We start from the raw sequence: 24,770 nt of genomic DNA on the forward strand, positions 1-24,770 counted from the left end.
CGTTCTCGAAGGTGAGGTGAGTGCCGTGAAACTCAATCTCTTCGCTGCTTGGGTCAGCTTCGCTCTCGTGCTGTTGTCGGTGGTCTGTCTCGGCGGGTTCCTCGTCGCCGCAGGCTCGGGGCAGGGCGGCTGGGCGGTGATCTCCGGATCTCTGTGCGTCGTCGCGCTGGCCGGAGCGATGGCGCTGTACGGCGGAACCGTGCGTCACGATCACAGGTTGCACCACGAATCGCCGCACCTCTTCTGACGGCGGCATTTCCGGGCGGCCTCAGGATTCCGCGAGTCTCCGCTTCTCCGCTTCGATGTCGAAATTGGCGGGCGGCCAGTCGAGGTCGAGCTTCTCCAGGGCGTCGATCAGCAGCTCGGTGACCGCGATCCGGCTGTACCACTTGCGGTCGCACGGAACCACATACCACGGCGCGTAATCGGTCGACGTCTCGTCGAGCATCGCCTGATACGCGTCCTGGTACGCGGGCCACAGCGTGCGCCCGTCGACGTCCGAGGGGTTGTACTTCCAGTACTTGTCCCGGCGTTCCAGCCGTTCGAGCAGCCGCGACTTCTGTTCGTCGAGGGATACGAACATCGCGACCTTCACCAGCGTCGTGCCGCCGGCGACGAGCTCCTTCTCGAATTGGTTGATCTCGTCGTAGCGGCCGCTCCAGATTTCCTGGGGCACGAGATCGTGAACCCGGACCACCAGTACGTCCTCGTAGTGCGACCGGTCGAACACACCGAGTTGCCCGCCGCGGGGCAGGGCCTTGTTGATCCGCCACAGGAAGTGGTGGCGCTTCTCCTCGGGAGTGGGCACGCCGAACGACGCGTGATCCACGCCCTGCGGATCCACGTGCCCGATGACGTGGCGGACCATCCCACCTTTACCCGCGGTGTCCATGCCCTGGAGCACGAGGAGCACCGACCGGCGATCCCCGGATCGACCGTTGGCGTAGAGCTTCTCCTGGAGGGAGGACAGCACCGTCCCGCGTTCCTCGAACAGCCGCTGCCCGTCCGCCTTGTCACCGGCGAATCCGGGTGTGCCTCCGCAATCGAGTTCGGCGATGCGCTGACCCGGACGAAACCGCAGGGCCTCGATTGCCGGCGTCGTCCAGAATCCGCGTGCGTTGTCTGCCATGTGCAAACAGTGCCACAGGGGCGTTATATGGAGGAATGGGCGGCGAGGTGCATCGTTGCCGTGTCCTGGTGATCGGGACGGGCTTTTCCGGTCTGGGCACGGCCATCCAACTCCGCAAGCGAGGCCGCGACGACTTCATCCTGCTGGAGAAGGCGCGGGAGGTCGGCGGCACCTGGCGGGAGAACACGTACCCGGGCTGCGCGTGCGACGTGCCCTCGCATCTGTATTCGTTCTCGTTCGAGCCGAACTCGGACTGGACGCAGATGTGGTCGGGGCAGGAGGAGATCTTCGACTATCTGCACGGCCTGGCCGACAAGTACGACCTGCGGCGCAACATCCATTTCGGCCGCACGATGACGGGTGGGTACTGGGACGCCGAACGTCAACGGTGGCACATCGACACCGAGTCGGGAGACGAGTACGTCGCCCAGTTCGTCGTCTCCGGGATCGGCGCCCTCCATATCCCGAATGTCCCCGATCTGCCCGGCGCCGACACGTTCGCGGGCACGGCGTTCCACTCGGCGCAGTGGAACCACGACTACGACTTGCGGGGCAAGAAGGTCGCGGTGATCGGCACGGGGGCCAGTGCCGTCCAGTTCGTTCCCGAAATCGTGGGCGACGTCGCGGAGTTGCAGTTGTATCAGCGGACGCCGCCGTGGGTGATACCCCGTCTGAACGTCGGTATTCCGCCGAAGGCGCGGCGACTGTTCGGCCGGGTTCCGCTCACGCGCCGGATGTTGCGTGCCGTCGTCTACTGGTTGCACGAGTCGTTGGCGCTCGGGTTCAACGGGCATCCCCGCCTGATGCGGCCGATCGAGAAGCTGGCGCGGAAGAACCTGAACAAGACCGTCACCGATCCGGTACTCCGCCGCAAGCTGACCCCGTCCTACAGCATCGGCTGCAAGAGAATCCTCGGGTCGGGCGACTATTACCCGGCGCTGATCTCACGGAAGTCGGAAGTGATCACGGAGGGTATTGCGGAGGTCCGTCCGCACAGCATCGTCGCGGGAGACGGGACGGAACGGGAGGTCGACGCGATCATCTACGGCACCGGATTCCACGTCACCGACGGTTTCGAGAGTGTCGACCTGACGGGAGTCGACGGGAGGCACCTCGCCGAGGAATGGAAGGAGCACGGAATTCGTACCCACCTCGGTATCACCGTCGCGGGTTACCCCAACGCGTTCTTCCTCCTCGGCCCCAACACCGGCCTCGGTCACAATTCGGTGGTGTTCATGATCGAGTCGCAGATTCGTTACGTCCTGCGGCTGATGGATCTCGTCGACCGGCGCGGCGCCGATTCCGCGGTGGTCCGGCCGACGGTGCAAAGCAGCTTCAACACCGACATCCAACAGAAATTGGCGAAAGGGGTGTGGTCCAGCGGCGGGTGCGTGAGCTGGTACCTGGACTCGCATGGCGTCAATCGCACGATCTGGCCGGGTTCGACCGTGCGCTACTGGCGGCAGACGCGGTCGGTCGATCCCGCGGACTTCGAGTTCACGCCCGGCTGAACGGCGGGGGCGTCACTCCGTCGACGAGATGGCTTCCCCAGAGGTCCACTCCGGTGATCCGCGCGGTGGCCGTGCCTTCCGGGCTGGTGATCTGTAGTTCGGTGCCGGCGGACAGGTCTGCATCTGCACCGAGGGCGTCCGTCAGGGTGCGGACGCGGCCGTGCCAGACGTACCGACCGCTGATGGGTTCGAAGTTTCCCGCCAGCTGGACCTGCACGGTCACGGCGGGACGGTCGCCGACGACGATGTCGGCGGGGCCGCGGTAGCCCTCTTCTTCCTCGTGTTCGTTCACACGGGCAAGTTTACCTGTAACTTCTAGTTACACAAGAATGGATCGGCCTTAGTCGGCCTCGGCCGCAGGCGGCAGCAGCGGGTGCGGGATCGCATTGAATCGCGCGGGCGAGCCGTTGACGGCAGCGATGCCGGTGACGCCGCCCCAGGTCATCATCGTGAGGTAGTTGATCAGATCCTCGACCGACATGGACCGGTTGGAGATCCACCAGTGCGTTGCCAACTGCACACCGCCGACGATTCCGTACGCCCAGGGGACGGCTCCGCCGGAGTCCATCTCCATCTGCCGCAGCCGCTCGCCGAGAACGGTGGAGAGCACCTCCGCGATCATCCGTTCCGAATCGGCGACCGTCTCGCGGCCGGGGCCGGAGCCGTTGGCCATGATGTACAGGTAGACGTCGGGATCCGACGCCACCGTCTCGACGTACGCCGTGATGGTGGCGCGGGTCAGCTCGAAGTCGTCGAGGTCTCCGCCGATGGCCTCGTAGATCCGCGGGGCGAGCGTGGTTTCCACGTAACGCGCCATGGTCGCGTTCGTCAGATCGCTCTTGTCCGCGAAATAGCGGTACAGCACGGTCTTGGAGACACCGATCTCGGATGCGATCTCGTCCATGCCGATGTCCCGTCCGCGCAGGCGGATGGCGGCGATCGTGCCGTCGACGAGTTCTTCTCGGCGTGCGATTTTGTGCTCACGCCAGCGGCGCTTGCGCCCATCGGGCTTTGCTGCCTTGTCCAGCTTCGTCATCGACTCGGTCACCTGCTCGGGATCCTTCACGCCGTCGTTCGCCACTGACTCTCTTCACATCCGTTTCGTGTCGCGATCTCCTGTCAGCTTAGTGCTCGGGTCTTGTCGCCCGGCACAACGCCGTCTGTGCGGGCGCGCGTCCGACGGCTGGGCGGCCGCCTCCGCGCCGACCTTGGGCACAATGGCGTCTGTGGACCAACTGAGCCTTTCCGCCTTCGACGACGACGCGAAGCGCCGCGATCTCCGCAAGATGAAGGCTGTCGCGACGGGCTTCCTCGTGTTCGCCACGGTGGTCTACCTCGTGTGCAGGTGGCAGGAATCCCGGGGCGCGGGGGCGTGGGTCGGCTACGTGCGGGCCGCGTCGGAGGCAGGCATGGTCGGTGCGCTGGCCGACTGGTTCGCGGTGACGGCCCTGTTCCGGCATCCGCTCGGGTTGCCGATCCCGCACACCGCGATCATCAAGCGCAAGAAGGACCAGCTGGGGGCGAGCCTCAGCAACTTTGTCGGCCAGAACTTCCTCGCCCCCGAAGTGGTGTCCGCCAAGGTCGAGGCCGCGGAGATCCCGCTGCGGCTGGGCACGTGGATGGCGCAGCCCAAGCATGCCGCGCGCGTGGCTGCCGAGACGGCCACCATCCTGCGCGGGTTCGTCGAGATCCTGCGCGACGAGGACGTGCAGCAGATCATCGACAGCACACTGGTGCGCAGGCTGGCCGAGCCACAGTGGGGGCCGCCGATCGGGCGCGTGCTCGGCGAACTCCTGCGCGAGAACCGGCAGCTGCCGATCCTGGATCTGCTCGCCGAGCGGGCGCACCAGTGGGCGCTCGGGAGCCAGGAGACCATCGACCGGATCGTCAGCCGCGATTCGCCCGCCTGGTCGCCCAAGTTCGTCGACGCCATGCTCGGCGAGAAGATCCACCGGGAACTCGTCGAATTCACGTGGAAGGTGCGTTCCGATCCGGAGCACGAGGTGCGGCAGGCGGCCAACCGCTTCCTCGTCGACTTCGCCGACGACCTGCAGAACGACCCCGCGACCATGCAGAAGGCCGAGAAGATCAAGGCCGAGATCATGGGACGCGAGGAGGTGACCGGCCTCGCCGCGGCGACGTGGACGGTCGCCAAGCGCCTGATCATGGAATCCGTCGACGACCCGAACAGCACGCTGCGCACGAAGGTCGCGGAGAACGTCGTGCGATTCGGCGAGCGGCTGCGCGACGACCACGAGCTGAGGGCCAAGGTCGACGGGTGGGTGCTTGCCGGCACGCGCTACGTCGTCGTCCACTACACCGACGAGGTCACCGCGATCATCTCCGACACCGTCGAGCGCTGGGACGCCGAGGAGGCGTCCAAGAAGATCGAGCTGCAGGTGGGACGGGATCTCCAGTTCATCCGCATCAACGGCACCGTGGTCGGTTCGATCGCGGGCCTGCTGATCTACACCTTCTCGACGTTGTTGTTCGGCTGACAACCGCCTCGGCGGAGGGTCCGCTAGCTGGGTGCTAACAGAGTGCTTGCAATTGCTAGCACCCTGCTTTAGGCTTGGTTCTGCCCAGCAACACGGAGGACTGATGGCAAGCGATGATCGCGACGCAGCCGGTGCAGGAGATCTGGCAGCTCGCGTAGTCAGCAACGCCGCTCACGACATCGGAGGTTTCATTCGTGCCCAGCGCGAAGCAGCCCAGGTGTCGATGCGGCAGCTGGCGCAGCTGGCCGGTGTCAGTAATCCGTATCTGAGTCAGATCGAGCGTGGGTTGCGCAAGCCCTCGGCCGAGGTGCTTGGGCAGATAGCCAAGGGTCTCCGGGTGTCTTCGGAGGTCCTGTACGTCCAGGCGGGTTACCTCGAGCAGCGGCCACACGGTCCCCTCCGTGACGCTCTGCTCGCGGATACGGCCATCACCGAGCGGCAGAAGCAAGTGCTGCTCGAGATCTACGAGTCGTTCTGTCGTGAGAACGAATCGGCGGAAGCGGCCGAATCCCGGACGTCCGAGCTTCGGACAGAAGAACACCAGCGTTCTGATTCCCAGACGCCTGAACCAGAACCCCCCACCGTTGAACAGGAGAAAGCCGATGACTGACCAGAAGACCATCGACAGCGTCAAGACCTCGCTGTATGCGGCCGTAGGCGCCGGAGACGTAGTCGTGCAGGCCGTGGCCGACGTCGTCGCCCAGGTCCGCTCGCGCGCCGAGTCCACCCAGGGTGACGTCGAGGAGCGTGTCGGCGGCGCCAAGGAGCGCATCGCCGGGCTCCAGGAAGAGGTCACCGAGGGCGTCGAGAACCTTCGCGACCGCCTCGCCGGACTGCCGTCCGAGCTGCCCGAGGAGCTTGCCGAGCTGCGTGAGAAGTTCACCGCCGACGAGCTGCGCAAGGTCGCCGAGGCCTACCTGAAGGTCGCATCCGACCTGTACACGTCGCTCGCCGAGCGTGGCGAGGACACCGTCGAGCGCATCCGTAAGCAGCCGGTCGTCGAGGAGGGGATCGGCCGCGCCGAGACCGCCTTCGGTGACGCCGTCGAGCTGACCGAGGAAGCTCTCGGCACCGTGGCCCGCCAGACGCGCGCCGTGGGTGAGCAGGCCGCGAAGCTCGCGGGCCGCGCGTCGGGTCGCATCTCCGACACCGCCGAGGGGCTCGGCGAGGCCATCGCCGACGCCGGCGACGAGGCTGCCCTGAAGGTTCTCGACCTGGGCGACCAGGCCGAGGAAGCGTCGAAGGGCGCTGCTGATCGCGTCACCGCCACCGCGGCCGACGTCCAGGCTCGCGCCGACAACGCCGTCCCGGCCAAGCACGCCGCTCCGGCGAAGAAGGCTGCTCCGGCCAAGGCTGCGGCAACTCCGGCCCCGGCCCCGGCCCCGGCCAAGAAGGCTGTTCCGGCCAAGAAGGCTCCTCCGGCCAAGAAGGCTTGATCCTTCACGCTTTTCGGCCCCCGCACATTCGGTGCGGGGGCCGTTTGCGTGTCGACCTCGTAGGATGGGGCTGTGATTCAAGTTGACGGCGTCGTCTCGGTGATCTTGTTGGTGATTCGCATCGTCGCCCTGGGCGGTGCTGCATACGCGCTGTTCCACGCGGCTCGCCAGCGCAAAGACGCGTTCACCGCCGTGGACAAGTTGAGCAAGCCGATCTGGCTGAGCATTCTCGCGGTCGCATTCCTCGTCCTCCTGCTGTTCCCCGCCGTGCAGTTGTTCGGCATCGTCGCGGTCGTCGCGGTGTGCGTCTATCTCGTGGACGTGCGCCCGCGCGTCGACGACGTGCAGCGCGGGCCTCGCTGGTAGCCGCACCACACCCATGCGCACGCAAAGTCTTGGACCTCTTGCGCCCAAACGATGACAATGTACATTGTGACAATGCTATTGTGGTGACACGGCTACCGAGGAGCTGACATGTCCGTCGTCCACCTGCGTGACTCAGCGAGCGATGCCCACCCGACGTCCCGTCTGACGCGAACCGGCGATCGCCAGGACACCGCGGCCCGTCTGCTCGCCTCCGCCGCGCGCAAGTCGTACGACCCGCTGATCGAGGTCGACTGGGAGGCGCCGATCCCGGAAGACCGGTACGGTATGACCCCGGAGTGGTGCAGCCTGTACGGCACCGAGCTGTGGGACACCATGACCGAGGAGCAGCGCGTCACCCTCACCAAGCACGAGGCGGCCAGCATTGCCGGCACCGGGATCTGGTTCGAACTGATTCTGATGCAGATGCTGGTCCGCGACATCTACTCGCACGACCCGGCCACCCCGCACGTGCAATTCGCGCTCACCGAGATCGCGGACGAATGCCGGCACTCCACGATGTTCGCCAGATCCGCACAGCGGTTCGGGATCCCGTCGTACCGGCCCAAGTGGTGGATCCGGCAGAGCGCGCGGGCGTTCAAGGCCACGGCCACGGGTTCGCTGGCGTACGGCGGAACGCTGTTCGCCGAGGAGATCCTCGACATGATGCAGCGCGACTTCATGAAGGACGAACGGGTGCAGCCGATCACCCGCACCGTCAGCAAGATCCACGTGCTCGAGGAAGCCCGGCACATCAAGTTCGCGCGCGAGGAGACGGTCCGTCGCGTGCGGAATGCGTCGTGGTTCACCAGGGCGCGCGTGCGACTCGTACTCGGGACCACCGCCTACTTCGTCGTCACCAGCCTGGTGAATCCGCAGGTCTACGCGGCCGCGGGTCTCGACGTGGACCAGGCGAAGAGGGCCGCGAAGTCGAACCGGCACTATCACGACATGCTGCGCGAGGGCTGCTCGAAGACCATCGAGTTCCTCGACGAGGTGGGACTCGTCGGCGGACCGTCCCGGCTGCTGCTCCGACGGGCGCACATCGTCTGATGAAGGAATACCGGATCGACGACCTCGCACGCGAGGCGCGGGTGAGCGTGCGCAACGTGCGCGTCTACCAGGACCGCGGACTGCTCCCGCCGCCACGGAAGCAGGGGCGCACCGGGTGGTACAACGAATCGCACCTCGCCCGGCTCCACCTGATCGGGCGCATGCTCGATCGCGGCTACACGTTCGCCACCATCAGTGAACTCCTCACAGCCGCGCACTACGGGCTCCAGGTCAAGGACGTTCTGGAGACCGACGACCCGGGCAGCCGGTGGAAGAAGCGCAGGCGAGCGGCCCGTCTCACGATCGCCGAGCTGAAGCGCATGTTCGGTGCGCAGACCACCGAGGCCAACATCGCCCGGGGCACCGAACTCGGAGTGCTCGTTCCCGCCGGGGACGACTACTCGGTGAACAATCCGCGACTGGTCGAGGCGGCGCAGGTCCTCGTCGACGCCGGCATCCCGCTCGAGGACGTCCTCGAACAGACCGCGGCGGTGCGACAAGACCTCTCGGACGTCGCCGCGCGGTTCGTCGCCGTCGTCGCGGACCGCTATCTCGCCGCCGAGGGTGAGCCGCTCGAACTCGACGAGGCGAAGGTCTCGGACATCGCGCGGCTCGTCGACCAGATGCGTCCCCTCGCGCACGACGCCGTCCAGTCGCTGTTCGAAGAGGCGATGGAGGAGCAGATCTCCAAGGCACTCGAGCGGGCGGCCCGCCAGCTCGGCGAGACACCGGGTCCGGCGACGAGCACGGACACCAACAGAGCAAGTTAGACAGGACAGGGGTAGGAATGACCAGCAGTTCGCGCACCATCGCCTTCCGGGCACTCGCCGGCGCAGCCGGAGTGGGTGCCGTCGTCGCCGCGGCAGCGGCGATCCGCCACAAGCGCGCCACTCGCGGGTTGACGTTGTCGACCGAAGTGGCGCCGAACGAGCTGCTGCGCACCCCGAATCTGCGCCCGGACGTGACGGAGATCCTCACCGACGACGGGGCGACGCTGTACGTCCGCGCCTACGGTCCGGTGGACGGCGATCCCATTGTGCTGAGCCATGGTTGGACCTGTTCCACCGAATACTGGTACCCGCAGGTGAACGCGCTCGCGGACGAGTACCGGGTCATCACCTACGACCAGCGTGGGCACGGCCGCAGCACGGTCGGCTCGCTGGCGCTCGGCCCCGACGTCCTCGCCGACGACCTGTCGGAGGTGCTGAAGGCGACGGTGCGTGACGACAAGAAGGCCGTGCTCGTGGGTCACAGCATGGGTGGCATGAGCATCATGGCGTGGGCAGGCAGGCACCCCGACGAGGTGAAGAAGTACGCGTCGGCAGTTCTGCTCGCCAGCACCGCCTGCGACCGGCTCATCGCCGAGACCACCGTCATCCCGCTACCGAATCGTTTTCCGCGAGTCCCGGTTCCGGTCGGCCGCGCCGTCCTGAGCACACCGGTCCCATTGGTGTCGTCGCCGGTGATGACCCGCGCGCTCCAGTACGTGTCGATGTCGCCGAACGCCTCCCGCGCCGAAGTCCAGTTCTGCGAGAACATCGTCCGGGACTGCAAGCCGCGCATCCGCGGCGGCTGGGGTGCTGCGCTCAGCGGCCTCGACATCCACGAGGCACTCGACAACCTCGACGTCCCGACCACGGTGCTCGTCGGCTCCATGGACCGGCTGACCCCACCTGTCCACGCCCGCAAGCTCGCTCGCGTCCTGGACGAGGCCGGTCACCTCGAGCGGCTGATCGTCCTGCCCGGCGTCGGCCACATGAGCTCCGTCGAGAACATCGACGAGTTCGACAAGGAGATCGTGCGTCTCCGCAATCTCTGATCCGACAGTTGCACGCGAGTTTGTCAGGCTCACACGCAATAGTGTGTGAGCCTGACTAATTCGCCGGAATCTACTGGTTGGCGACCACACCGAAGCGGCGCAGCGACAGTGCCGGGTTCTTGGCACGGACCTCTGCGATCCGCTCGGCGGAGACGGTGCCGATCGCGGTCCCGACCCGTTCGCCGAGGGACGCGATCACCACCCCCATCGGATCCGCGATCATCGACGCACCCGAACCGGCCGGGGCGCTCTGATCGGCCGCGGCGACGTAGATGGTGTTCTCGATGGCCCGGGCGCGGACGAGCGTGGTCCAGTGGTCTTCCTTGAGCGGGCCGGGCACCCACTCGGCGGGCAGAACGAGGACATCCGCGCCTGAGTCGACGATGCGCCGGGTCACCTCCGGGAACCGCAGGTCGTAACACGTCTGCATGCCGAAGGTGACGCCGTCGACGGTGAACGTCTCGGGTTCGCCGATCGAGCCGGCCTGCACGAAGTCCGACTCCTGGTAACCGAATGCGTCGTACAGGTGCAGCTTCCGATACGCGGCGGCGATGCTGCCGTCGGGGGCGACCGCGACGAGGGTGTTGAAGATGCGGCGCTCGCCCGGGATCGCTTCGTTGATCCCGGCGACGAGGGTCAACCCGTGCCGGGCGGCGATCTCGCGCAGTCCGGTGACGAACTCGCCCTCGAGGGATTCCGCAGAGTCCACGAACCGCTCGTCCATCGTCGGGACCGTGAACATCGCGTATTCGGGTGCTGCCAGTACCCGGGCGCCGCCCGCCGCCGCCTCCTCGGCGAACTTCGCGATCCGGCCGAGGTTGTCCTGCTTGTCCGAACCCGGTGCGAACTGTGCGATTGCGATGTCGACCATGTCAGTGCCTTTCCGAAGTGACGGGTGCGGGCATCCGTTCGATCTTGCCGAGCACCACGGTGTAACAGAAGATTCCGCCGATCAGGACCGCTCCGGTCGCGAGGAAGGCCCCCGCGAACGAGCCCGTGGAGTCGACCACCATGCCGGTCACGATGGGCGCCGCGATCCCAAGGAGGTTGGCGACGAAGTTGACGATCCCGCCGAGCGATCCGGTGTACCCCTGCGGGGCGATCAGAGCGACGATGCTGGAACCAGCGGGAACCGAGACGGCCAGTCCGGCTGCGCCGACCGACAGGAAGATCAGCGCGACGGCGATCGATCCCGCATACGCTGCGCCCGTCACCGCGAGGGACGCGAGCAGGCTGACCACCAGCACGGTTCGGCGCACCTTGGTGACGTCGCCGGTCCGAGCCAGCCATCGGTCCATCAGGATGCCCGCGATGAGGAACTGCGCGATGACGGCGACCAGCCACGGAATCATCGTATAGATGCCGCCCTTGAGCAGGTTCACCCCGAACTGCTTCTCCAGATAGGCCGGCAGCCAGGTGAGCAGGACGTAGTAGGCGTAGGTGTACGACGCGTACCCGAGCGCCAGGCCCCACGTCTTGCGTCGGCGCAGGAGGTAACCCAGTCCGTTGAGTGACCCGGCCGTCTCGGCGTCTTCGTCCTCCGCGCCGCCGGCTCGGATGAAGTCGAATTCCGCCTGGCTGAGGCGTCCCTTGGCGAGAGCCTGTTTCGGGGTGAGGTAGAGCAGCCACCACACGGCCAGGTAGCCGACGGACAGGATGCCGGTGAAGATGAACGCCGCGTGCCAGCTGAACGTGGTGACGAGGAAGGCCATGATCGGGATGCCGATCACGTTGGAGATCTTCGCGCACCCGTCGAAGACGGCCGTGGCGGTTCCACGCTCCTGCCGAGGGAACCACTGACCGATCGCCTTCCAGCCCGCGGGCACCGTCGGCGCCTCGCCGACGCCGAGGACCAGACGGGCGACGAGAAGCATGCCGAGACCACCCGCGGCGGCGGACGCGAACGAGGCGACCGCCCACATGAACGCCGCCGCCCGGTTGACCCACCGGACGCCGATCTTGTCGATGAACGATCCGATCGGCATCTGAAGCATGGCGTATGTCCAGAGGAACGCCGAGGACACCATGCCCATCTGCGACGCACTGATCTCGAAGTCGCGCATGATCTCCGGGGCGGCGATCGAGAGGTTGACTCGGTCGATGTAGTTGACGAACATTCCGACGCCGAGAACGCCGGCGATGGTCCACCGGGCACGGCCCACCTTGGGGTGGGCCTCCGCTTCCGCGCTGTCGGGGGATACCGGTCCCGACGTCTGGGTCGTCATCGTGACTCCCTGATCTGCTTGATCTGCTCGAACGGTCCGGCGAATCCTGCGGCGAGTGCGCCGTGCTGCATGATGAGCGCCATCTGGTCGGCCCCGTGCTGCACCGCGAACTCCTTCTCTTCCACGCTCCACGCGGGGAGCACCCAGGGCTTGCCCGCCTCGGCGGCCGCCGAGGCCACCGCGGCGAGGTCGGTGAAGTCACCCTCTTCGCGTGAGTATGCCCCGCGTTCGCGGCGGAGGGAGAGGTCGGACGGTCCGACGAACACGCCGTCGACGGTGTCGAGTGAGAGGATCTCGGCGATGTTCTCGATCGCTCCGGCGTCCTCGACCATCGGGTAGCAGCGGGTGAACGTGTCCTGCTCCGTGACCCACTCGTCGGTGAAACCGCCGTAGTTGGTGGTGCGGCCGCCCGCGAAACTCCGGTCGCCGAGTGGCGGGAACTTCGCGAACGCCGTGATTTCCTTTGCGTGAGCCGCATTTTCGATGTGGGGGATGACGACAGCCGTCGCGCCGAAGTCCAAGGCCTGCTGGATTGGGCCGCGTTCGGGTCCGAGTACTTTCGCCAGGACCTCCATGCCGAGGCTGCGCAGGAACGGGATGAACCGTTCGAGGTCCGCGAGGTCGAAGGATCCGTGCTCGATGTCGAGGACCACGGCGCCGTAGCCGATGCCGCGCGCGATCTCCGCTGCGGCGAAGCTCGGGTCGGACAGCCAGATCGCGTAACGCCGATCGGCGGGGGTGCTGTACATGCTGGTGGTCTCCTTTTTCGTGGGGTCCCTTGCCGGAAACGGGTGGCTCTCGGCAATCACTGCGCTGTGACCGCTCACACATCCACTCCGTATACGTCATGTATACACAGAGAATACTTGGTGTGTCCATAGCTTGTATGATCAATTTGTTACGAGTCCGTCAATCCGATGGGCCGTCTGACGAAGGGATCGAGATGTCGGCATCGACGCTCGCCGGGCCCACCGGTGAATCCGGACCGGCACGAGATCGGGTCTACGTCTGGCTGCGGGACGAGATCATCCGCGGGTCCATCGAAGGCGGCCGATTCCTCGACGAACTCTGGGTGTCAGGGACGATGGGAGTGTCACGCACTCCGGTGCGAGAAGCGTTTCACCGCCTCGCCGCCGAACGGTTCATCACGCTGCTTCCGCGCAAGGGTGCGCAGGTGCGCACGGTCACCGCGCGCGAACTCGAGGAGGTTTACCAGACCCGGCTGCTGATCGAGGGTCACGCGGTGTCCACCCTGTGCGCGCGGGGAGTCGGCGCACCCGCGCACATGGTCGATCTGATCGAGCCCATGGAGGCCGCGGGGCGCGAGCACGACTGGTTCGCGGTGTCCGGCCTCGACCGCGAATTCCACCTGACCATGGTCAGCGCCGCGCAGAACTCGGTGCTGACCGAACTCTACGATTCGCTGCGGTCGCGGCAGCAACGCGTCGCCGTCCGCGCGCTGAACGTCGGACCCCAGCGGCTCGACACCATCAACGCGCAGCACCGGGCGCTCGTCGCCGCACTCGAGGCGGTCGACGCCGACAAGGCGCTGGAGATCCTCACCGCCCACCTGCGGCCCGTCCCGGAAGTGCTGGCGTTGCTACCGTCCCAGTAGCGGGACGACGAAACTAGCTGAACACCACCGTCTTACGGCCGTGGACGAGGACGCGATCCTCGAGATGCCAGCGCAGGCCGCGGGACAGTACGAGCTTCTCGATGTCGCGGCCCTGCCGGACCATGTCCGCGACCTCGTCGGCGTGGTCGACGCGGATCACGTCCTGCTCGATGATGGGGCCCGCGTCGAGCTCGGCCGTCACGTAGTGGCAGGTGGCGCCGATCAGCTTCACACCGCGGGCGAAAGCCTGGTGGTAGGGGCGGGCACCGACGAACGACGGCAGGAAGCTGTGGTGGATGTTGATCGCCCGGCCGGCCCAGTGCTCGCACAGTTCCGAGGGCAGCACCTGCATGAAACGCGCCAGCACCACGGCATCGGGGTCGTGGGCGTCGACCAGTGCACGCACCTGCTCGAACGCGGGCCCGCGTTCGGCGGGATCCTTCGCGAACGGTACGTGATGGAAGTCGATTCCGTGCTGCCGCGTGACGGTCTCGAGATCGCGGTGGTTGCCGATCACCGCGCAGATGTCGGCGGGCAACTCGCCTCCGGCCGCGCGGCCGAGCAGGTCGTGGAGGCAGTGCGCCTCCTTGCTCACCAGCAGCACCACCCGCTTGCGCTCACCCGTGTCGGACACCGTCCACTCGGTCTCGGGGCCGAGTTCGGCGGCGACGGTCGCGAAGCGCTCCCGGAGTTCCTCGATCGACATGTCGACCGAGGAGGCACGCACTGCCTGACGGGTGAAGAACCAGCCGGTGTCGGCGTCGGCGTGGTACGCCGCCTCGACGATCCAGCCGCCGACCTCGGCGAGGAACGTCGAGATCCGGGCGACGATGCCGGTGCGGTCGGGGCAGCCGAGAGAAAGAACGTACCGATGGTCCTCGGTCGAAGCAGCGCTCATGGGCAACAGTCTTTCAGGTCGCGCTCCGGCCGTTCACCACGGCGGTGCCGACGAGAGTCCCGGCGTCGATGTCGTGAATCGCGCGTTCGGTGAGCAGCTGCAGGAGATCGAGACGAATCTCCTCGACGGTCCCGGCGTCGAACGGGGCGAGCGCGCGGCGGAAGGCCCCACCCAGAACGAGGTCCCAGGAGAACTCGGGGGTCGCGGGAATGATGTTGGACAGATCCCGGACCTCGGTCGAGTGCGCTCCGAGCTCGCCGAGCCACTGGTGGAGCCCATCCGGGGTGTCGATGCGCGCGAGAGGATCGAACGGCGACCCGGCCGGTTCGGGCTCGGGTTCCCGGTGCCGGGCGACGGCGTCCTGGAACGCGCCCGCGAAGTCGCGCAACGCGCCCCGCCGCCACACCGTGATCCCGACCTTGCCGCCCTGCCGGACGAGGCCCGCGAGCCGGGTGAACGCGGCATCCATGTGGGGCAGGAAGAACACGCCGTACGAGCAGGCGAGCGCGTCGTAGCCCGCGTCCGGGACGGTGCTCGGCGGCTCCCACGTGGTGGCGTCCGCGCAGACGAACTCGATGTTCTGCAGTCCGCGCTCCGACGCCTTCAGCCGCCCCTGCTCGAGGAGTTCGTCGGCCAGATCGACGCCGTGGACCAGCCCCGACGGACCCACGGCGGTGGCCGCGGGGAGCGCCGAAGACCCTGCGCCGCAGCATACGTCGAGGACGGCGTCGCCGGGACGGAGTCCGAGCTGGAAGACGAGCGACTGCCCGGCCGGCGTCCATATGGCCGTCGTCAGCCGGTCGAACTCCAGCCGTGCCTCGTCGAAGATCGATCCCGGATCACTCATACGGCGATGCTAGGCCGTGCCGCGAGCCCCGGAAGGCATTGTGCGAAGCTCACAGGTATGTCCGACGTTGCACTGACCCGATCCCAGGTGGCCGACCTCGTCGACCACACGCTCCTCAAGCCCGAGGCCACCACCGACGACGTGAAGGCGCTGATCGACGAGGCGCGCTCGCTCGGTGTGCTCGCTGTCTGCGTGTCGCCGTCGATGCTGCCGGTCAAGGCGCCGGGTCTGGTGACCGCCGCGGTGGTCGGGTTCCCCTCGGGTAAGCACCACTCGCTGGTCAAGGGCGCCGAGGCCCGGCTCGCCGTGGACCAGGGCGCGCAGGAGATCGACATGGTGATCGACATCGGTGCCGCCGTGGCCGGCGACTTCAACGCGGTGCTGGCCGACGTCCTCACCGTCCGCGAAGCAGTCGGCGACCGCACGGTCCTCAAGGTGATCCTCGAGACCGCCGCGCTCAGCGACGAGGCGATCGTGGAAGCATGCCGGGCCGCCGAGCGGGCCGGCGCGAACTTCGTGAAGACGTCCACCGGATTCCATCCGGCCGGGGGAGCGACCGTGGAGGCGGTGCGACTGATGGCGCGGACCGTCGGCGGGCGGATCGGCGTGAAGGCGAGCGGCGGGATCCGCACCGCACAGGCCGCGCTCGACATGATCGCGGCCGGTGCGACGCGGCTGGGACTGTCGGGAACCCGTGCCGTCCTGGACGGGCTGCCCGACTGACCCTGCGGTCGATCAGACCAGCAGGCCGCAGCTGCTCTGCTGTTCCTGCTGTTGTTGCTGGGTGCCGGCGGCAGGCATCGTGTAGGCGCCACCTTCGAGGGTGATCTCGATGGCGTCGTCGGTGACCTTCAGTGACGTCGGCTGCATGCCCAGTGGGTAGGTCTGCAGACTCGAGGTCAGGGTCTGGACGACCCCGTCGACGAGATCTGTGGGAAGACCGAAACCGAGGATCTCTGCACCCACCGTCTCCACCTTGACGGTCCCGTTCACGACCTCCGGTTTGACGGTCAGATCCGCCAGCCCGGCCGGGCCGACGGAGAACCTCAGGGTTCCCGCGTTCGAATCGGCGGTGACACCGCTGATGAGCGAACCGAACGCCTGCTGCTGCAGCGTCGCGAGGATTCCCGCGGTGGACCAGGTGATGTCCGCGTCGGAACTGCCGATGGTGCCACTGCTGTCAGCGGTGTTCTCGATCCGGATGTCGTTGACCTGGGCGTGCACCTGCATGCCCTGAGCGGGGCCGAACTTGGTGTCGTCGCTGTCGATGGTGATGTACGGGACGTTCTTGTCGACCGACTGGAGCAGGACCGGCTTCCAGCTCAGTCCCACGTCCACCTGCGAGCCGAGTTGGCTCTCGAACTGGTCTGCCATGCAGGTCTTCACTCTGTTGCGCACGAAGAGTTCGCCGCCGACGAGGACCGCCACGAGCGCGGCGATGACGACAAGAGAGATGACGAGCACACGGTTACTTCGGGGTGCGGAGTTCGTTCGGGCTGCCATTGCATGGATTCTTCCCGACAACTCTGAACAAATTCTGTGAATGCGTCGGCGGCGGGTCGTCGAGATCCGCAGAAATTGTGATACGTGCCACAATCGCCCAGTAATCTAGGGGAATGTCCGGATGGTTGGCTCCACGTCCCGGTGACCCGGAGCGCGAGGGTGTCGGTGAAGAACTGACACGCGTCGCGACGGCTCAGGCGGGTTTTTTCACCACTGCGCAGGTGCTGCGCCTCGGTTTCGCCGCCGACGAGATCGGTGAGCGCGTCGCCGACGGCTCGTGGGTCAAGATCGAGCGAGATCTGTTCCGCTTGAAGGATTGTCCGCACTCCGATCTCGAGGAATTCGCGAAGTGGTGCACCTGGTTCGGTGCCGCCGCCGCGGTCTCGCACCAGAGTGCCGCCGAACTTCACGGCCTCGGGCACCTGTACCCGCGGTTCATTCACCTCTCGACGGTGTTGTCGCCGCCGTCGCCGACGCAGCAGTTGGCGTTGCACCGGCGTTCGCTCCGCCCGGAGGACTGCGAGCAGGTCGGCCCCCTGCGCATCACTACGCCGCTGTGCACGGCACTCGACCTCGCCGCGAGCGGTATCTCGCAGGAACTGCTCGACGAGGTGGTCGCCGACGGCGTCGCGATCGGGCGACTGAATGCGCGCACACTGCACGGCGAGTGCGGATCCCTGCCGGCGCAGGTGGCGCAGCGCGTCGAACACGCACTGGCCACCTGCACCTGACGGATCACCGCTCCGGGATCAGAACGGCCACTAGCCGTTCCGGGTGCCCTCCAGGAGCGGGATCATCGAGAATCCCGCGTCCGACAGTCCGCCGAACGTGTGGCGGTTCGCGGACCCCGTCGGTCCGTGTCCGTGTCGGTAGCCCGCCACGTTCCACGTGTAGACGGGGACGTCGGCCGGGACGTGCCGGGTCGGATCGCCCCACGCCGCCTGCTCGTCGGTGACGATGACGACGCGATCGTGGTCGCGGTAATGCTTCCGCACCGCGGACGCCGTGTCCGTGCCGCCCAGGTCGCCGAAGCTGTCTACCGCCCGCAGCACCGGCTGGTGCTTGAACGGCACGTACCGGCTGTCAGTGCCGAACTCGACCAGGTTGGCCCGTTCGGCGCGCGCCGCCAGTACGGTACCGAACACCGCGGCCGCGTCCGCCCTCGTCAGTTCCGACCGCGCCGAGACGCGGCTGTAGAACATCGATCCGGACCGGTCGACGAGTACCAGGGTGCGGCCGGGAAGCGACGGGACCGCGGACAGCGACGCCCCGAGCGCACGCTCGAGCGCATGTCCCCACCGCAGACTCGGCGCGTGCCGGTACGCCGCGAGGAACCGCATCGGCAGCTGCCGCGACTTCGCGACCTCCCCCGGATCGGCGATCCGGGCCGCCACCTGCTCCGCGACGTGGTCGGGGATCCCGGCCTCGTCGAAGTTCCTCAGGTTGCGAAGAAGCCCCATGTATCCCATGGACGGGATCACCGCCTGCCACGCTGCCGCATCCATCGGTCCCTGCAGCCAGCCGGCGAGCGACTCCCACGTCATCCCGGCCGCCGACAGCCGCTCCGGGTTCCGGAGGACAGCACGCCGATCCTCCGGTGGGAGTGCCGCCAGCGCCGCCCGTTCCGTGAGCATCCGCAGGCCGGTGGGGACGGCGTTCTCGCGTCCCTGCCGCCGATCGATCGCGTGCCGGAACAGCTCGCCCTGCCACGTCGCCGACGGCGACGCATGGGTGAGCTCGAGGACGTCGCCGAAGCGGACGTCCCTGGCATCGGAATCCCACTTCAGCAGTGAGCGTTCCGAGTACAGGCGGACGGCGGCGTCGGCGACACCGCGCTTGACCGGCTTCGGGATCGAACGACCGTGGCGCGCAATCCAGTAGGCGAGGATCTCACCCGGCTCGTCGGCCCGCTCCAGCGCCGAGGAGATGACGGCGCGGTTGCCGCCGTGCAGACCGGCGCCCAGCCGGGCACGGACGAACTCGGCGGCGGCCACCACCGACGCCGAACGCAGATGCGCATCGCGGCGCAGCCACCCGATCAGGCGGGCGGTCCACTCCGGGTCCGACAGGGTGACCTCGTGGATGAGCCCGACGAACCGGTTGTCGCGGTCCGGAGCCGACTCGTAGAACGTGTGCTCACCCACCATGTTGGTGACCGCGAGGAGGAACAACTCGCTCTTCGCGTCGCGGGCGTAGCCGATTCCGCCCTCGGAGGTGTGGCCGGCCGGCGTTTCCGACGTGATGGGGCTCTGTATCTTGGTGCGGCGCAGCGTCTTCAGGTTGAACTTGCTCATGGGTTGTTCCTCCTTTCGGGAGGTGTCGGTGCTCAGGGTGCGCGCCACCCGAGGTCGAGGCGACGACGGGGTGCGGAGTCGAACCGCGTGCTTGCGCACTTCGCCAGAGAAGTATCCGTCGTCTGCGCACCGGGTGGCGCGCACGCATGTCGTGCCGAGTTCGGAGTCGGCGGAGGCACGGACGCGCTCTACCGCTGAGCTACAGGGACCTGCGTCCCTGACCGGATTCGAACCGGCGACCACGCGATCCACAGTCGAAGTAGCCCTCGCCTGCGCACCGGCACAACATGTTTCGTGAAGTGACTCTACGGGGCGCTTCGGGGGATGTCGCGTGAATTAATTCCTGCCGGAACCGGGTGCAACCAGGTCCCACGGAACGGTGAGGATGTTGTCCCGCAGTGGGCGGCATTGAGACTGCACCGGCAGGCCCTGCGCGCGCAGCAGTTCGAGCGCGGCCCGCCACCGCACCCGCGGTCCGAACGAGCCGTGCGGCGCCGCAGTGGCCCACGCGCGATCCGCTGCCGTGAGGAGGGCGTGGACCGGCTCGCCCGGGACGTTGCGATGGATCAGCGCCTTGGGCAGCCGTTCGGCGATGTCCGACGGCTTCTCCACGGCGAACGGGTCCCATGCCAGCGTCAGCGACAGCGGGCGGGTGGCGTCGAGCAGCACCCACGCGCAGCGGCGACCCAGTTCGTCACACGTGCCGTCGATGATCAGCCCGCCCGGTGCGAGCCCGGACTGCATCCGCGTCCAGGCCGGCCCGACCGCGTCCTCGGGGTACTGCCGCAGCACGTTGAACGCGCGGACCAGGGTGGGGCGCAGTCCGGAGAGTTCGAACCCGCCGCGGGCGAAACTCACTCCGTTCCGGCTCTCGACCACCCGTTCGGGGTCGATCTCGAGCCCGACCACCCGGCGGTCGCCGCGCACGGCGGTCAGCCGGTCGGCGAGCTCGAATGTGGTGTGCGGCCGGGCGCCGTACCCGAGGTCGACGACGAGCGGGTCGGCGGAAGCGTGCAGCGTCCGGCGCACCAGCGCGTCGTGGACGAGCCAGCGGTCGCTGCGTCGCAGCCGATTGATGCCTGTCGTGCCCCGGGTGATGACACCGTGAGGCCGCTTCAGCGTCGCTGAAGTCATGGGAAATCCGTGCGGTGGTTGCTAGTGCTGCGACAACCACGTTTCGGTGATCTCGGCCTCGGCGCGGAAGAGATCGATCAGGTTGACGAGCATCAGCTGCTCGAGCTTTCCGCCGATGAACGGCAGATACACCTTGGCCTCGGAGGAGGTGCGGAACGTGCAGCCCGTCTCGGTGGCGAACAGCTTCATGGTGCCCGTGAGGCTGCCCGGGCCCGCGGGGATCGACGCCTCGTACGTGCCCGTGGTCGGCTCACCGAAGGGCGTGTACGACTCCTTGCGCGTGATGACCATGTCCTTCTTCATCACGGTCTGCGCGATCTCGGGAAGTTCCGACCGCGGCAGGATGTGGTGCAGGACGAGGTCGATCCCGTCGTCGGTCACCTCGAAATGCTCGATGTGGTTCTCGGAGTACTTCCGCATCTCCTCGATGCGCGCATCCCAGTAGTCACGGTTGGTGAACGCGTTGTACACCTCTTTGGGGGTGTGCTTGTAACGGGCTGAGTAGTCGATGCGGCGAGCCATGATCGCCAAGGTTACCGGCTGCGACGGAACACAAGGGACACCCGCCCCAGGTCAGGCCCCGAGCCACTGCTGCGTGAACGCCTGCTCCTTCTCGATCAGGCGGAGGACCTCGTCCGCGATCGCGCTCTCGATCTTGCCGCCGATCAGCGGGATCCTGACGTCGGCCTTGCCTTCGACCTGCACGTTCGACAGGGAACCGTTCCCCGTCAGCGTCTGGGTTCCGGAGATCGTCGCGGGCGCACCCACGACGTCGGCCGTGAACGTGCCCTCGGCGCGGTCGCCGTCGAGGGTGCCCCATGTCTCCGTGCGCTTGATCACGAGATCGCCGGAACGGACCTTCGAGACGATGCTGGGCAGGTGCTCGGCGGGAATCGACTGCGACATGGCCACCGAGATGGTGCCCGGGCCGGTGGTGATCTCGTCCAGGGTTGCCCCCGGTCCTCCGACCCGGTCGAGACGGTCGCGCCAGTACTGCTCGGTGATCAGGCCCGCATGGACCTGGGCGACGGGAAACGCATAGGACGACGAATGCTCGATGCGGCGGCTCACGATCCGCAGGCTACCGTTTGCGGTTGTGTGGGATGTGAGCATTGTCAGTCAACTCGTCGATTCGGGTGCCTTCGTATCCGAGAACCTCGAACTGTCGGGGATGACCACGCTGCGGGTGGGCGGGCCGGCGCGGATCGTGGCGGAGTGTCCGACGACGCAGGTCCTCGTCGACGTGGTGCGCCTCCTCGACGCCGCGCACATCCCGACGCTGATCCTCGCCGGCGGCTCGAATCTGGTGGTCGGGGACGACGGATTCGACGGTGTGGTGGTGCGTGTGTGCAACACCACTGTCGGTCTGGAGGAGGGATTCGTCACTGCCGAGGCGGGGGCCGAGTGGGATCAGGTGGTCGCGCAGACCGTCGCCGCCGAGCTGGGCGGGCTCGAATGCCTGTCGGGGATTCCCGGGTCGACCGGGGCAACCCCGGTGCAGAACGTGGGCGCGTACGGCGTCGAGGTGGGGTCGATGCTGAGGCGGGTCCACCTCCTCGATCGCCGCACGGGTGAGGCGCGCTGGGTCGAACCCGAAGCCCTCGGTCTCGGCTATCGCACGAGCGTCCTCAAGCACTCCGATGCCGCCCTGGTGCTGGCCGTGGAACTGACCGTGCATCCCGACGGGCTCGGCGAGCCGCTGCGCTACCGCGAACTGGTCTCGGCGCTGAACGGTGCCGAGGACGACCGGTTGCCCTCGGCACAGGTCCGCGACGCCGTGCTGGACCTGCGGCGGGGCAAGGGCATGGTGCTCGATTTCGAAGATCACGACACCTGGAGCGCGGGCTCCTTCTTCACCAACCCCGTCGTACCCGACGGGGAGTTGGCAAGTGTCCTCGCCGCGATCGAGACGCGCCTCGGCGACGTCGCCGTTCCCCAGTACCCGGCCGACGGTGGAACCAAGTTGTCTGCGGGGTGGCTGATCGAGCGGGCCGGCTTCTCGAAGGGGTATCCCGGCGAGAACGCTCTCGCGCGGCTGTCGACCAAGCACACCCTCGCGTTGACCAATCGAGGTGCCGCGAAGAGCGAGGACCTGCTGGCATTGGCCCGTGACGTCCGAGACGGCGTCCAGTCGGCGTTCGGTGTCCGGCTCGAACCCGAACCCGTGACGGTGGGCTGCGCGATCTGAGACGGGTCCGTAGCGCAGGTAACCTGTTAGCTGTGCATGAACTGGGTTCTCGGACAAGTCGGTCGCGCGTCGCGTTGATCGCGACGGCGCTGATCGCGTTTCTCGTTTTGCTGACCGGATGCACGGTCGGCTCCGAGTCGGGAACCGCCACTGCGCCGTCCGAACCGGCGGTCGAGGTGACCCAGAATCCGGCGTCGGGCACCGAGGACGTCAATCCGGTGGCGCCGATCTCCGCGACCGCGACCCAGGGCACATTCACCGACGTCTCGCTCGTCAACGCCGACGGCCGCGCCGTGCAGGGTGTGCTGTCACCCGACCGGACCACGTTCACCGTCGGGGAGGCGCTGGGCTACGGCGACACGTACACGTGGAAGGGCACGGCGCTCGGCACGGACGGCAAGTCCGTCGCCGTCGACGGCAGTTTCACCACGGTCGAGCCCGAAGAGACGATCGGCGCCACTCTCAACATCGCCGACGGTCAGGAAGTCGGGATCGCCGCCCCGATCATCGTCCAGTTCCACGAATCCGTCGAGGACAAGGCGGCGGTCGAGAAGGCGATGACCGTCACGACCAACCCGCCCACCCCCGGCGCGTGGGCGTGGCTGCCCGACGACAACGGGTCGCGTGCGCACTGGCGGCCGCAGAACTACTGGGCGCCCGGCACCGCCGTCAGCCTGGACGCCCGGCTGTACGGACTGGACTTCGGCGTCGGAGCGTACGGCGCTGAGGATCTGTCGCTGGACTTCACCGTCGGGCGCAGCCAGATCGTGATCGCGAACGCGCCGAGCCACCGCATGCAGGTGGTGCGCGGCGGCGAGACCATCCTGGACATCCCCGTCAGCTACGGCGAAGGCAACGAGGCCCGCAACGTCACCCGCAGCGGAATCCACATGGTGACCGAGAAGCACGAGGACTTTCTCATGTCCAACCCGCCGTTCTACGAGAACGTGCGCGAGCGCTGGGCGGTCCGCATCTCCAACAACGGCGAGTTCATCCACGCGAACCCCGAGACCATCGGTGTCCAGGGTTCGTCGAACGTCACCAACGGCTGTATCAACCTGTCCCTCGCGGACGCCCAGCAGTACTTCGGCACCGCGATGTACGGCGATCCAGTCGAGGTGACCGGAACGTCCATCGACCTCTCGGCCGCCGACGGCGACATCTACGACTGGGCCGTCGGCTGGCCCGAATGGCAGTCCATGTCGGCACTCGCATAGGCGAGCGAACTTTCTCCACACCCAGTGGAACCGAACCGGGGCCGCCTGCGTCTACCTGAATGAGGACGCGTCAACGGCGCCGTGTTCTCGGGTAACACAACTGTGGGGAGTCGTCCGCTGTCGAGGGGTCGACGGACGACCCCGACAGTCCGTTTCGGTCGAAAGTCGTTGATCGGCAGGGGGCTGTGGGATGGGATGGATGTTGCTGGGGGTCGTGACGATCGTGGCGGGACTGTGGACCGTGGTCCTGGTGCTCGAACACCAGGACAGGCGGACCGCCGCGAGGTCGCTTACGTCGTGCGGTGAAAACGCCCGGACGAAGCCTGATCTCGTGGCTTGACGACGATCTGGTCGATGTTCACGTGGGAGGGCCTCGAGGCGACGAACCCGATGACGTCCGCGACATCCGCGGCGACGAGCGGGGTGATGCCCTCGTAGACCTTGTCGGCGCGCTGCTGGTCGCCTTCGAATCGCACCAGCGAGAACTCGGTTTCCACTGCGCCCGGGGCGATCTCGGTGAGACGGACCGGCTTTCCGAGCAGTTCTCCGCGCAGCGTGCGGTGCAGGACGGCCTGCGCGTGCTTGGCGGTCGTGTATCCGGCACCGTTGTCGTACGCCTCGAGGGCGGCCACGGACGTGATGGTGACGACCAGACCGTCACCCGACTCGATCAACTTCGGCAGCAACGCCTTGGTGATCCGAAGGGTGCCCAGGACATTGGTCTCCCACATCCACCGCCAGTCGTCGAGATCGGCCTCGGCGACGGTGGCCAGTCCCTTGGCGCCGCCCGCATTGTTCACGAGCACGTCGACCCTCGGCAGTACCGCGCTGAACGCGTCCACGGAATCCTGGTCCGTAACGTCGAGTTCGAGCGCGGTACCGCCGATGTCTTCGGCGATCTTCTCCAGACGATCCAGTCGCCGGGCCCCGATGACCACATGAAATCCCTGCTCGGCCAGGGTGCGGGCGGTGGCTTCTCCGATTCCGGAGCTTGCCCCGGTGACGACGGCGATGCGGGTGTCAGGTGAAAAGGTCATGCC

At 67.1% G+C, this 24,770-nt stretch carries 28 protein-coding genes; 14 read left to right on the top strand and 14 right to left on the bottom strand.

Going from position 1 to position 24,770, the window contains the following annotated elements; translation table 11 throughout:
* Positions 1–16: 16 nt before the first annotated feature.
* A complete protein-coding gene (locus ACFVJ3_RS09855; RefSeq protein ID WP_378451887.1) occupies positions 17–247 on the top strand; it encodes a hypothetical protein in 231 nt (76 codons plus the stop codon).
* 21 nt (positions 248–268) lie between these two features.
* Here the strand turns inward: ACFVJ3_RS09855 and ACFVJ3_RS09860 are convergent, their stop codons facing one another.
* Entirely contained in the window at positions 269–1,129 is an 861-nt protein-coding gene (locus ACFVJ3_RS09860; RefSeq protein WP_378451888.1) for a polyphosphate kinase 2 family protein, read from the bottom strand.
* A gap of 35 nt (positions 1,130–1,164) precedes the next feature.
* Here ACFVJ3_RS09860 and ACFVJ3_RS09865 point away from each other — a divergent pair, with 35 nt between their 5' ends.
* Positions 1,165–2,640: a flavin-containing monooxygenase gene (locus ACFVJ3_RS09865; RefSeq protein WP_378451889.1), complete on the top strand. Its 1,476-nt coding sequence runs from the start codon at positions 1,165–1,167 to the stop codon at positions 2,638–2,640.
* Here the strand turns inward: ACFVJ3_RS09865 and ACFVJ3_RS09870 are convergent.
* Both ACFVJ3_RS09870 and ACFVJ3_RS09875 read right to left on the bottom strand, forming a co-directional pair.
* Positions 2,627–2,932 (bottom strand): DUF4873 domain-containing protein, encoded by a 306-nt coding sequence (locus ACFVJ3_RS09870; protein ID WP_378451890.1) that lies wholly within the window; start codon positions 2,930–2,932, stop codon positions 2,627–2,629. The genes ACFVJ3_RS09865 and ACFVJ3_RS09870 overlap by 14 nt on opposite strands.
* A gap of 48 nt (positions 2,933–2,980) precedes the next feature.
* Positions 2,981–3,676, bottom strand: coding sequence for a TetR/AcrR family transcriptional regulator (locus ACFVJ3_RS09875; protein ID WP_210752718.1), 696 nt, complete (start codon positions 3,674–3,676; stop codon positions 2,981–2,983).
* A 190-nt stretch (positions 3,677–3,866) separates the two neighbouring features.
* On the opposite strand from ACFVJ3_RS09875, the gene ACFVJ3_RS09880 reads away from it, so the two are divergent.
* The 7 genes from ACFVJ3_RS09880 to ACFVJ3_RS09910 all read left to right on the top strand — a co-directional run bounded on the left by ACFVJ3_RS09880 (position 3,867) and on the right by ACFVJ3_RS09910 (position 9,809).
* Entirely contained in the window at positions 3,867–5,138 is a 1,272-nt protein-coding gene (locus ACFVJ3_RS09880; RefSeq protein WP_378451929.1) for a DUF445 domain-containing protein, read from the top strand.
* Between the two features lie 103 nt (positions 5,139–5,241).
* A complete protein-coding gene (locus ACFVJ3_RS09885; RefSeq protein ID WP_005261063.1) occupies positions 5,242–5,748 on the top strand; it encodes a helix-turn-helix domain-containing protein in 507 nt (168 codons plus the stop codon).
* Positions 5,741–6,574 carry a major lipid droplet protein TadA gene (tadA, locus tag ACFVJ3_RS09890; protein ID WP_378451891.1) on the top strand — a complete coding sequence of 278 codons (834 nt, stop codon included), beginning with the start codon at positions 5,741–5,743 and terminating at the stop codon, positions 6,572–6,574. Before ACFVJ3_RS09885 ends, tadA begins: the two co-directional genes overlap by 8 nt.
* Positions 6,575–6,646: 72 nt before the next feature.
* Positions 6,647–6,940 (top strand): DUF2516 family protein, encoded by a 294-nt coding sequence (locus tag ACFVJ3_RS09895; RefSeq protein ID WP_005251878.1) that lies wholly within the window; start codon positions 6,647–6,649, stop codon positions 6,938–6,940.
* 108 nt (positions 6,941–7,048) lie between these two features.
* Positions 7,049–7,990, top strand: coding sequence for a diiron oxygenase (locus tag ACFVJ3_RS09900; RefSeq protein ID WP_378451892.1), 942 nt, complete (start codon positions 7,049–7,051; stop codon positions 7,988–7,990).
* Positions 7,990–8,760, top strand: a complete 771-nt coding sequence (locus ACFVJ3_RS09905) for a MerR family transcriptional regulator (protein WP_378451893.1) — start codon at positions 7,990–7,992, stop codon at positions 8,758–8,760. The genes ACFVJ3_RS09900 and ACFVJ3_RS09905 overlap by 1 nt, the downstream gene beginning before the upstream one ends.
* Before the next feature lie 17 nt (positions 8,761–8,777).
* Entirely contained in the window at positions 8,778–9,809 is a 1,032-nt protein-coding gene (locus ACFVJ3_RS09910) for an alpha/beta fold hydrolase (protein WP_378451894.1), read from the top strand.
* A 70-nt stretch (positions 9,810–9,879) separates the two neighbouring features.
* Here the strand turns inward: ACFVJ3_RS09910 and ACFVJ3_RS09915 are convergent, their stop codons facing one another.
* Genes ACFVJ3_RS09915 through ACFVJ3_RS09925 form a run of 3 tightly spaced genes read right to left on the bottom strand, consistent with a single transcriptional unit; the run spans position 9,880 to position 12,783 of the window.
* On the bottom strand, positions 9,880–10,680 hold the full coding sequence (locus ACFVJ3_RS09915; protein WP_378451895.1) for a carbon-nitrogen hydrolase family protein: 801 nt from the start codon (positions 10,678–10,680) through the stop codon (positions 9,880–9,882).
* A gap of 1 nt (position 10,681) precedes the next feature.
* Positions 10,682–12,034 (bottom strand): MFS transporter, encoded by a 1,353-nt coding sequence (locus ACFVJ3_RS09920; protein ID WP_378451896.1) that lies wholly within the window; start codon positions 12,032–12,034, stop codon positions 10,682–10,684.
* Entirely contained in the window at positions 12,031–12,783 is a 753-nt protein-coding gene (locus tag ACFVJ3_RS09925) for an HpcH/HpaI aldolase/citrate lyase family protein (protein WP_378451897.1), read from the bottom strand. Before ACFVJ3_RS09925 ends, ACFVJ3_RS09920 begins: the two co-directional genes overlap by 4 nt.
* 194 nt (positions 12,784–12,977) lie before the next feature.
* On the opposite strand from ACFVJ3_RS09925, the gene ACFVJ3_RS09930 reads away from it, so the two are divergent.
* Positions 12,978–13,649 (top strand): GntR family transcriptional regulator, encoded by a 672-nt coding sequence (locus ACFVJ3_RS09930; RefSeq protein ID WP_378451898.1) that lies wholly within the window; start codon positions 12,978–12,980, stop codon positions 13,647–13,649.
* Positions 13,650–13,662: 13 nt separating this feature from the next.
* On the opposite strand, the gene purU is transcribed toward ACFVJ3_RS09930, so the two are convergent.
* Positions 13,663–14,547 carry a formyltetrahydrofolate deformylase gene (gene purU, locus ACFVJ3_RS09935; RefSeq protein WP_378451899.1) on the bottom strand — a complete coding sequence of 295 codons (885 nt, stop codon included), beginning with the start codon at positions 14,545–14,547 and terminating at the stop codon, positions 13,663–13,665.
* Positions 14,548–14,560: 13 nt separating this feature from the next.
* Positions 14,561–15,394, bottom strand: coding sequence for a class I SAM-dependent methyltransferase (locus tag ACFVJ3_RS09940; RefSeq protein ID WP_378451900.1), 834 nt, complete (start codon positions 15,392–15,394; stop codon positions 14,561–14,563).
* 57 nt (positions 15,395–15,451) lie between these two features.
* Between ACFVJ3_RS09940 and deoC the strand changes: the two genes are divergently transcribed.
* Positions 15,452–16,117 (top strand): deoxyribose-phosphate aldolase, encoded by a 666-nt coding sequence (gene deoC / locus ACFVJ3_RS09945; protein ID WP_378451901.1) that lies wholly within the window; start codon positions 15,452–15,454, stop codon positions 16,115–16,117.
* Positions 16,118–16,129: 12 nt separating this feature from the next.
* On the opposite strand, the gene ACFVJ3_RS09950 is transcribed toward deoC, so the two are convergent.
* Positions 16,130–16,897, bottom strand: a complete 768-nt coding sequence (locus tag ACFVJ3_RS09950) for a DUF2993 domain-containing protein (protein WP_164060717.1) — start codon at positions 16,895–16,897, stop codon at positions 16,130–16,132.
* A gap of 113 nt (positions 16,898–17,010) precedes the next feature.
* Between ACFVJ3_RS09950 and ACFVJ3_RS09955 the strand changes: the two genes are divergently transcribed.
* Positions 17,011–17,628 (top strand): hypothetical protein, encoded by a 618-nt coding sequence (locus tag ACFVJ3_RS09955; protein WP_378451902.1) that lies wholly within the window; start codon positions 17,011–17,013, stop codon positions 17,626–17,628.
* Positions 17,629–17,658: 30 nt separating this feature from the next.
* On the opposite strand, the gene ACFVJ3_RS09960 is transcribed toward ACFVJ3_RS09955, so the two are convergent.
* The 4 genes from ACFVJ3_RS09960 to ACFVJ3_RS09975 form a co-directional block, all read right to left on the bottom strand.
* A complete protein-coding gene (locus tag ACFVJ3_RS09960; protein WP_378451903.1) occupies positions 17,659–19,191 on the bottom strand; it encodes a TROVE domain-containing protein in 1,533 nt (510 codons plus the stop codon).
* A 336-nt stretch (positions 19,192–19,527) separates the two neighbouring features.
* Positions 19,528–20,325 (bottom strand): class I SAM-dependent methyltransferase, encoded by a 798-nt coding sequence (locus tag ACFVJ3_RS09965; protein ID WP_378451904.1) that lies wholly within the window; start codon positions 20,323–20,325, stop codon positions 19,528–19,530.
* A gap of 21 nt (positions 20,326–20,346) precedes the next feature.
* Complete coding sequence (locus tag ACFVJ3_RS09970; RefSeq protein WP_378451905.1) at positions 20,347–20,847, bottom strand: DUF2505 domain-containing protein; 501 nt, start codon at positions 20,845–20,847, stop codon at positions 20,347–20,349.
* 51 nt (positions 20,848–20,898) lie between these two features.
* Positions 20,899–21,396, bottom strand: coding sequence for a DUF2505 domain-containing protein (locus tag ACFVJ3_RS09975; RefSeq protein ID WP_378451906.1), 498 nt, complete (start codon positions 21,394–21,396; stop codon positions 20,899–20,901).
* A 25-nt stretch (positions 21,397–21,421) separates the two neighbouring features.
* Here ACFVJ3_RS09975 and ACFVJ3_RS09980 point away from each other — a divergent pair, with 25 nt between their 5' ends.
* Together ACFVJ3_RS09980 and ACFVJ3_RS09985 are read left to right on the top strand one after the other, a co-directional pair.
* Complete coding sequence (locus tag ACFVJ3_RS09980) at positions 21,422–22,513, top strand: UDP-N-acetylmuramate dehydrogenase (protein WP_378451907.1); 1,092 nt, start codon at positions 21,422–21,424, stop codon at positions 22,511–22,513.
* Positions 22,514–22,545: 32 nt separating this feature from the next.
* Positions 22,546–23,730 carry an Ig-like domain-containing protein gene (locus tag ACFVJ3_RS09985; RefSeq protein ID WP_378451908.1) on the top strand — a complete coding sequence of 395 codons (1,185 nt, stop codon included), beginning with the start codon at positions 22,546–22,548 and terminating at the stop codon, positions 23,728–23,730.
* A 290-nt stretch (positions 23,731–24,020) separates the two neighbouring features.
* Here ACFVJ3_RS09985 and ACFVJ3_RS09990 read toward each other — a convergent pair whose 3' ends face one another.
* Positions 24,021–24,767 carry an SDR family NAD(P)-dependent oxidoreductase gene (locus ACFVJ3_RS09990; protein WP_378451909.1) on the bottom strand — a complete coding sequence of 249 codons (747 nt, stop codon included), beginning with the start codon at positions 24,765–24,767 and terminating at the stop codon, positions 24,021–24,023.
* Between the last annotated feature and the right edge of the window lie 3 nt (positions 24,768–24,770).

The sequence above is a fragment of the Rhodococcus sp. NPDC127593 genome, assembly GCF_042671975.1.
Classification (GTDB): Bacteria; Actinomycetota; Actinomycetes; order Mycobacteriales; family Mycobacteriaceae; genus Rhodococcus_F.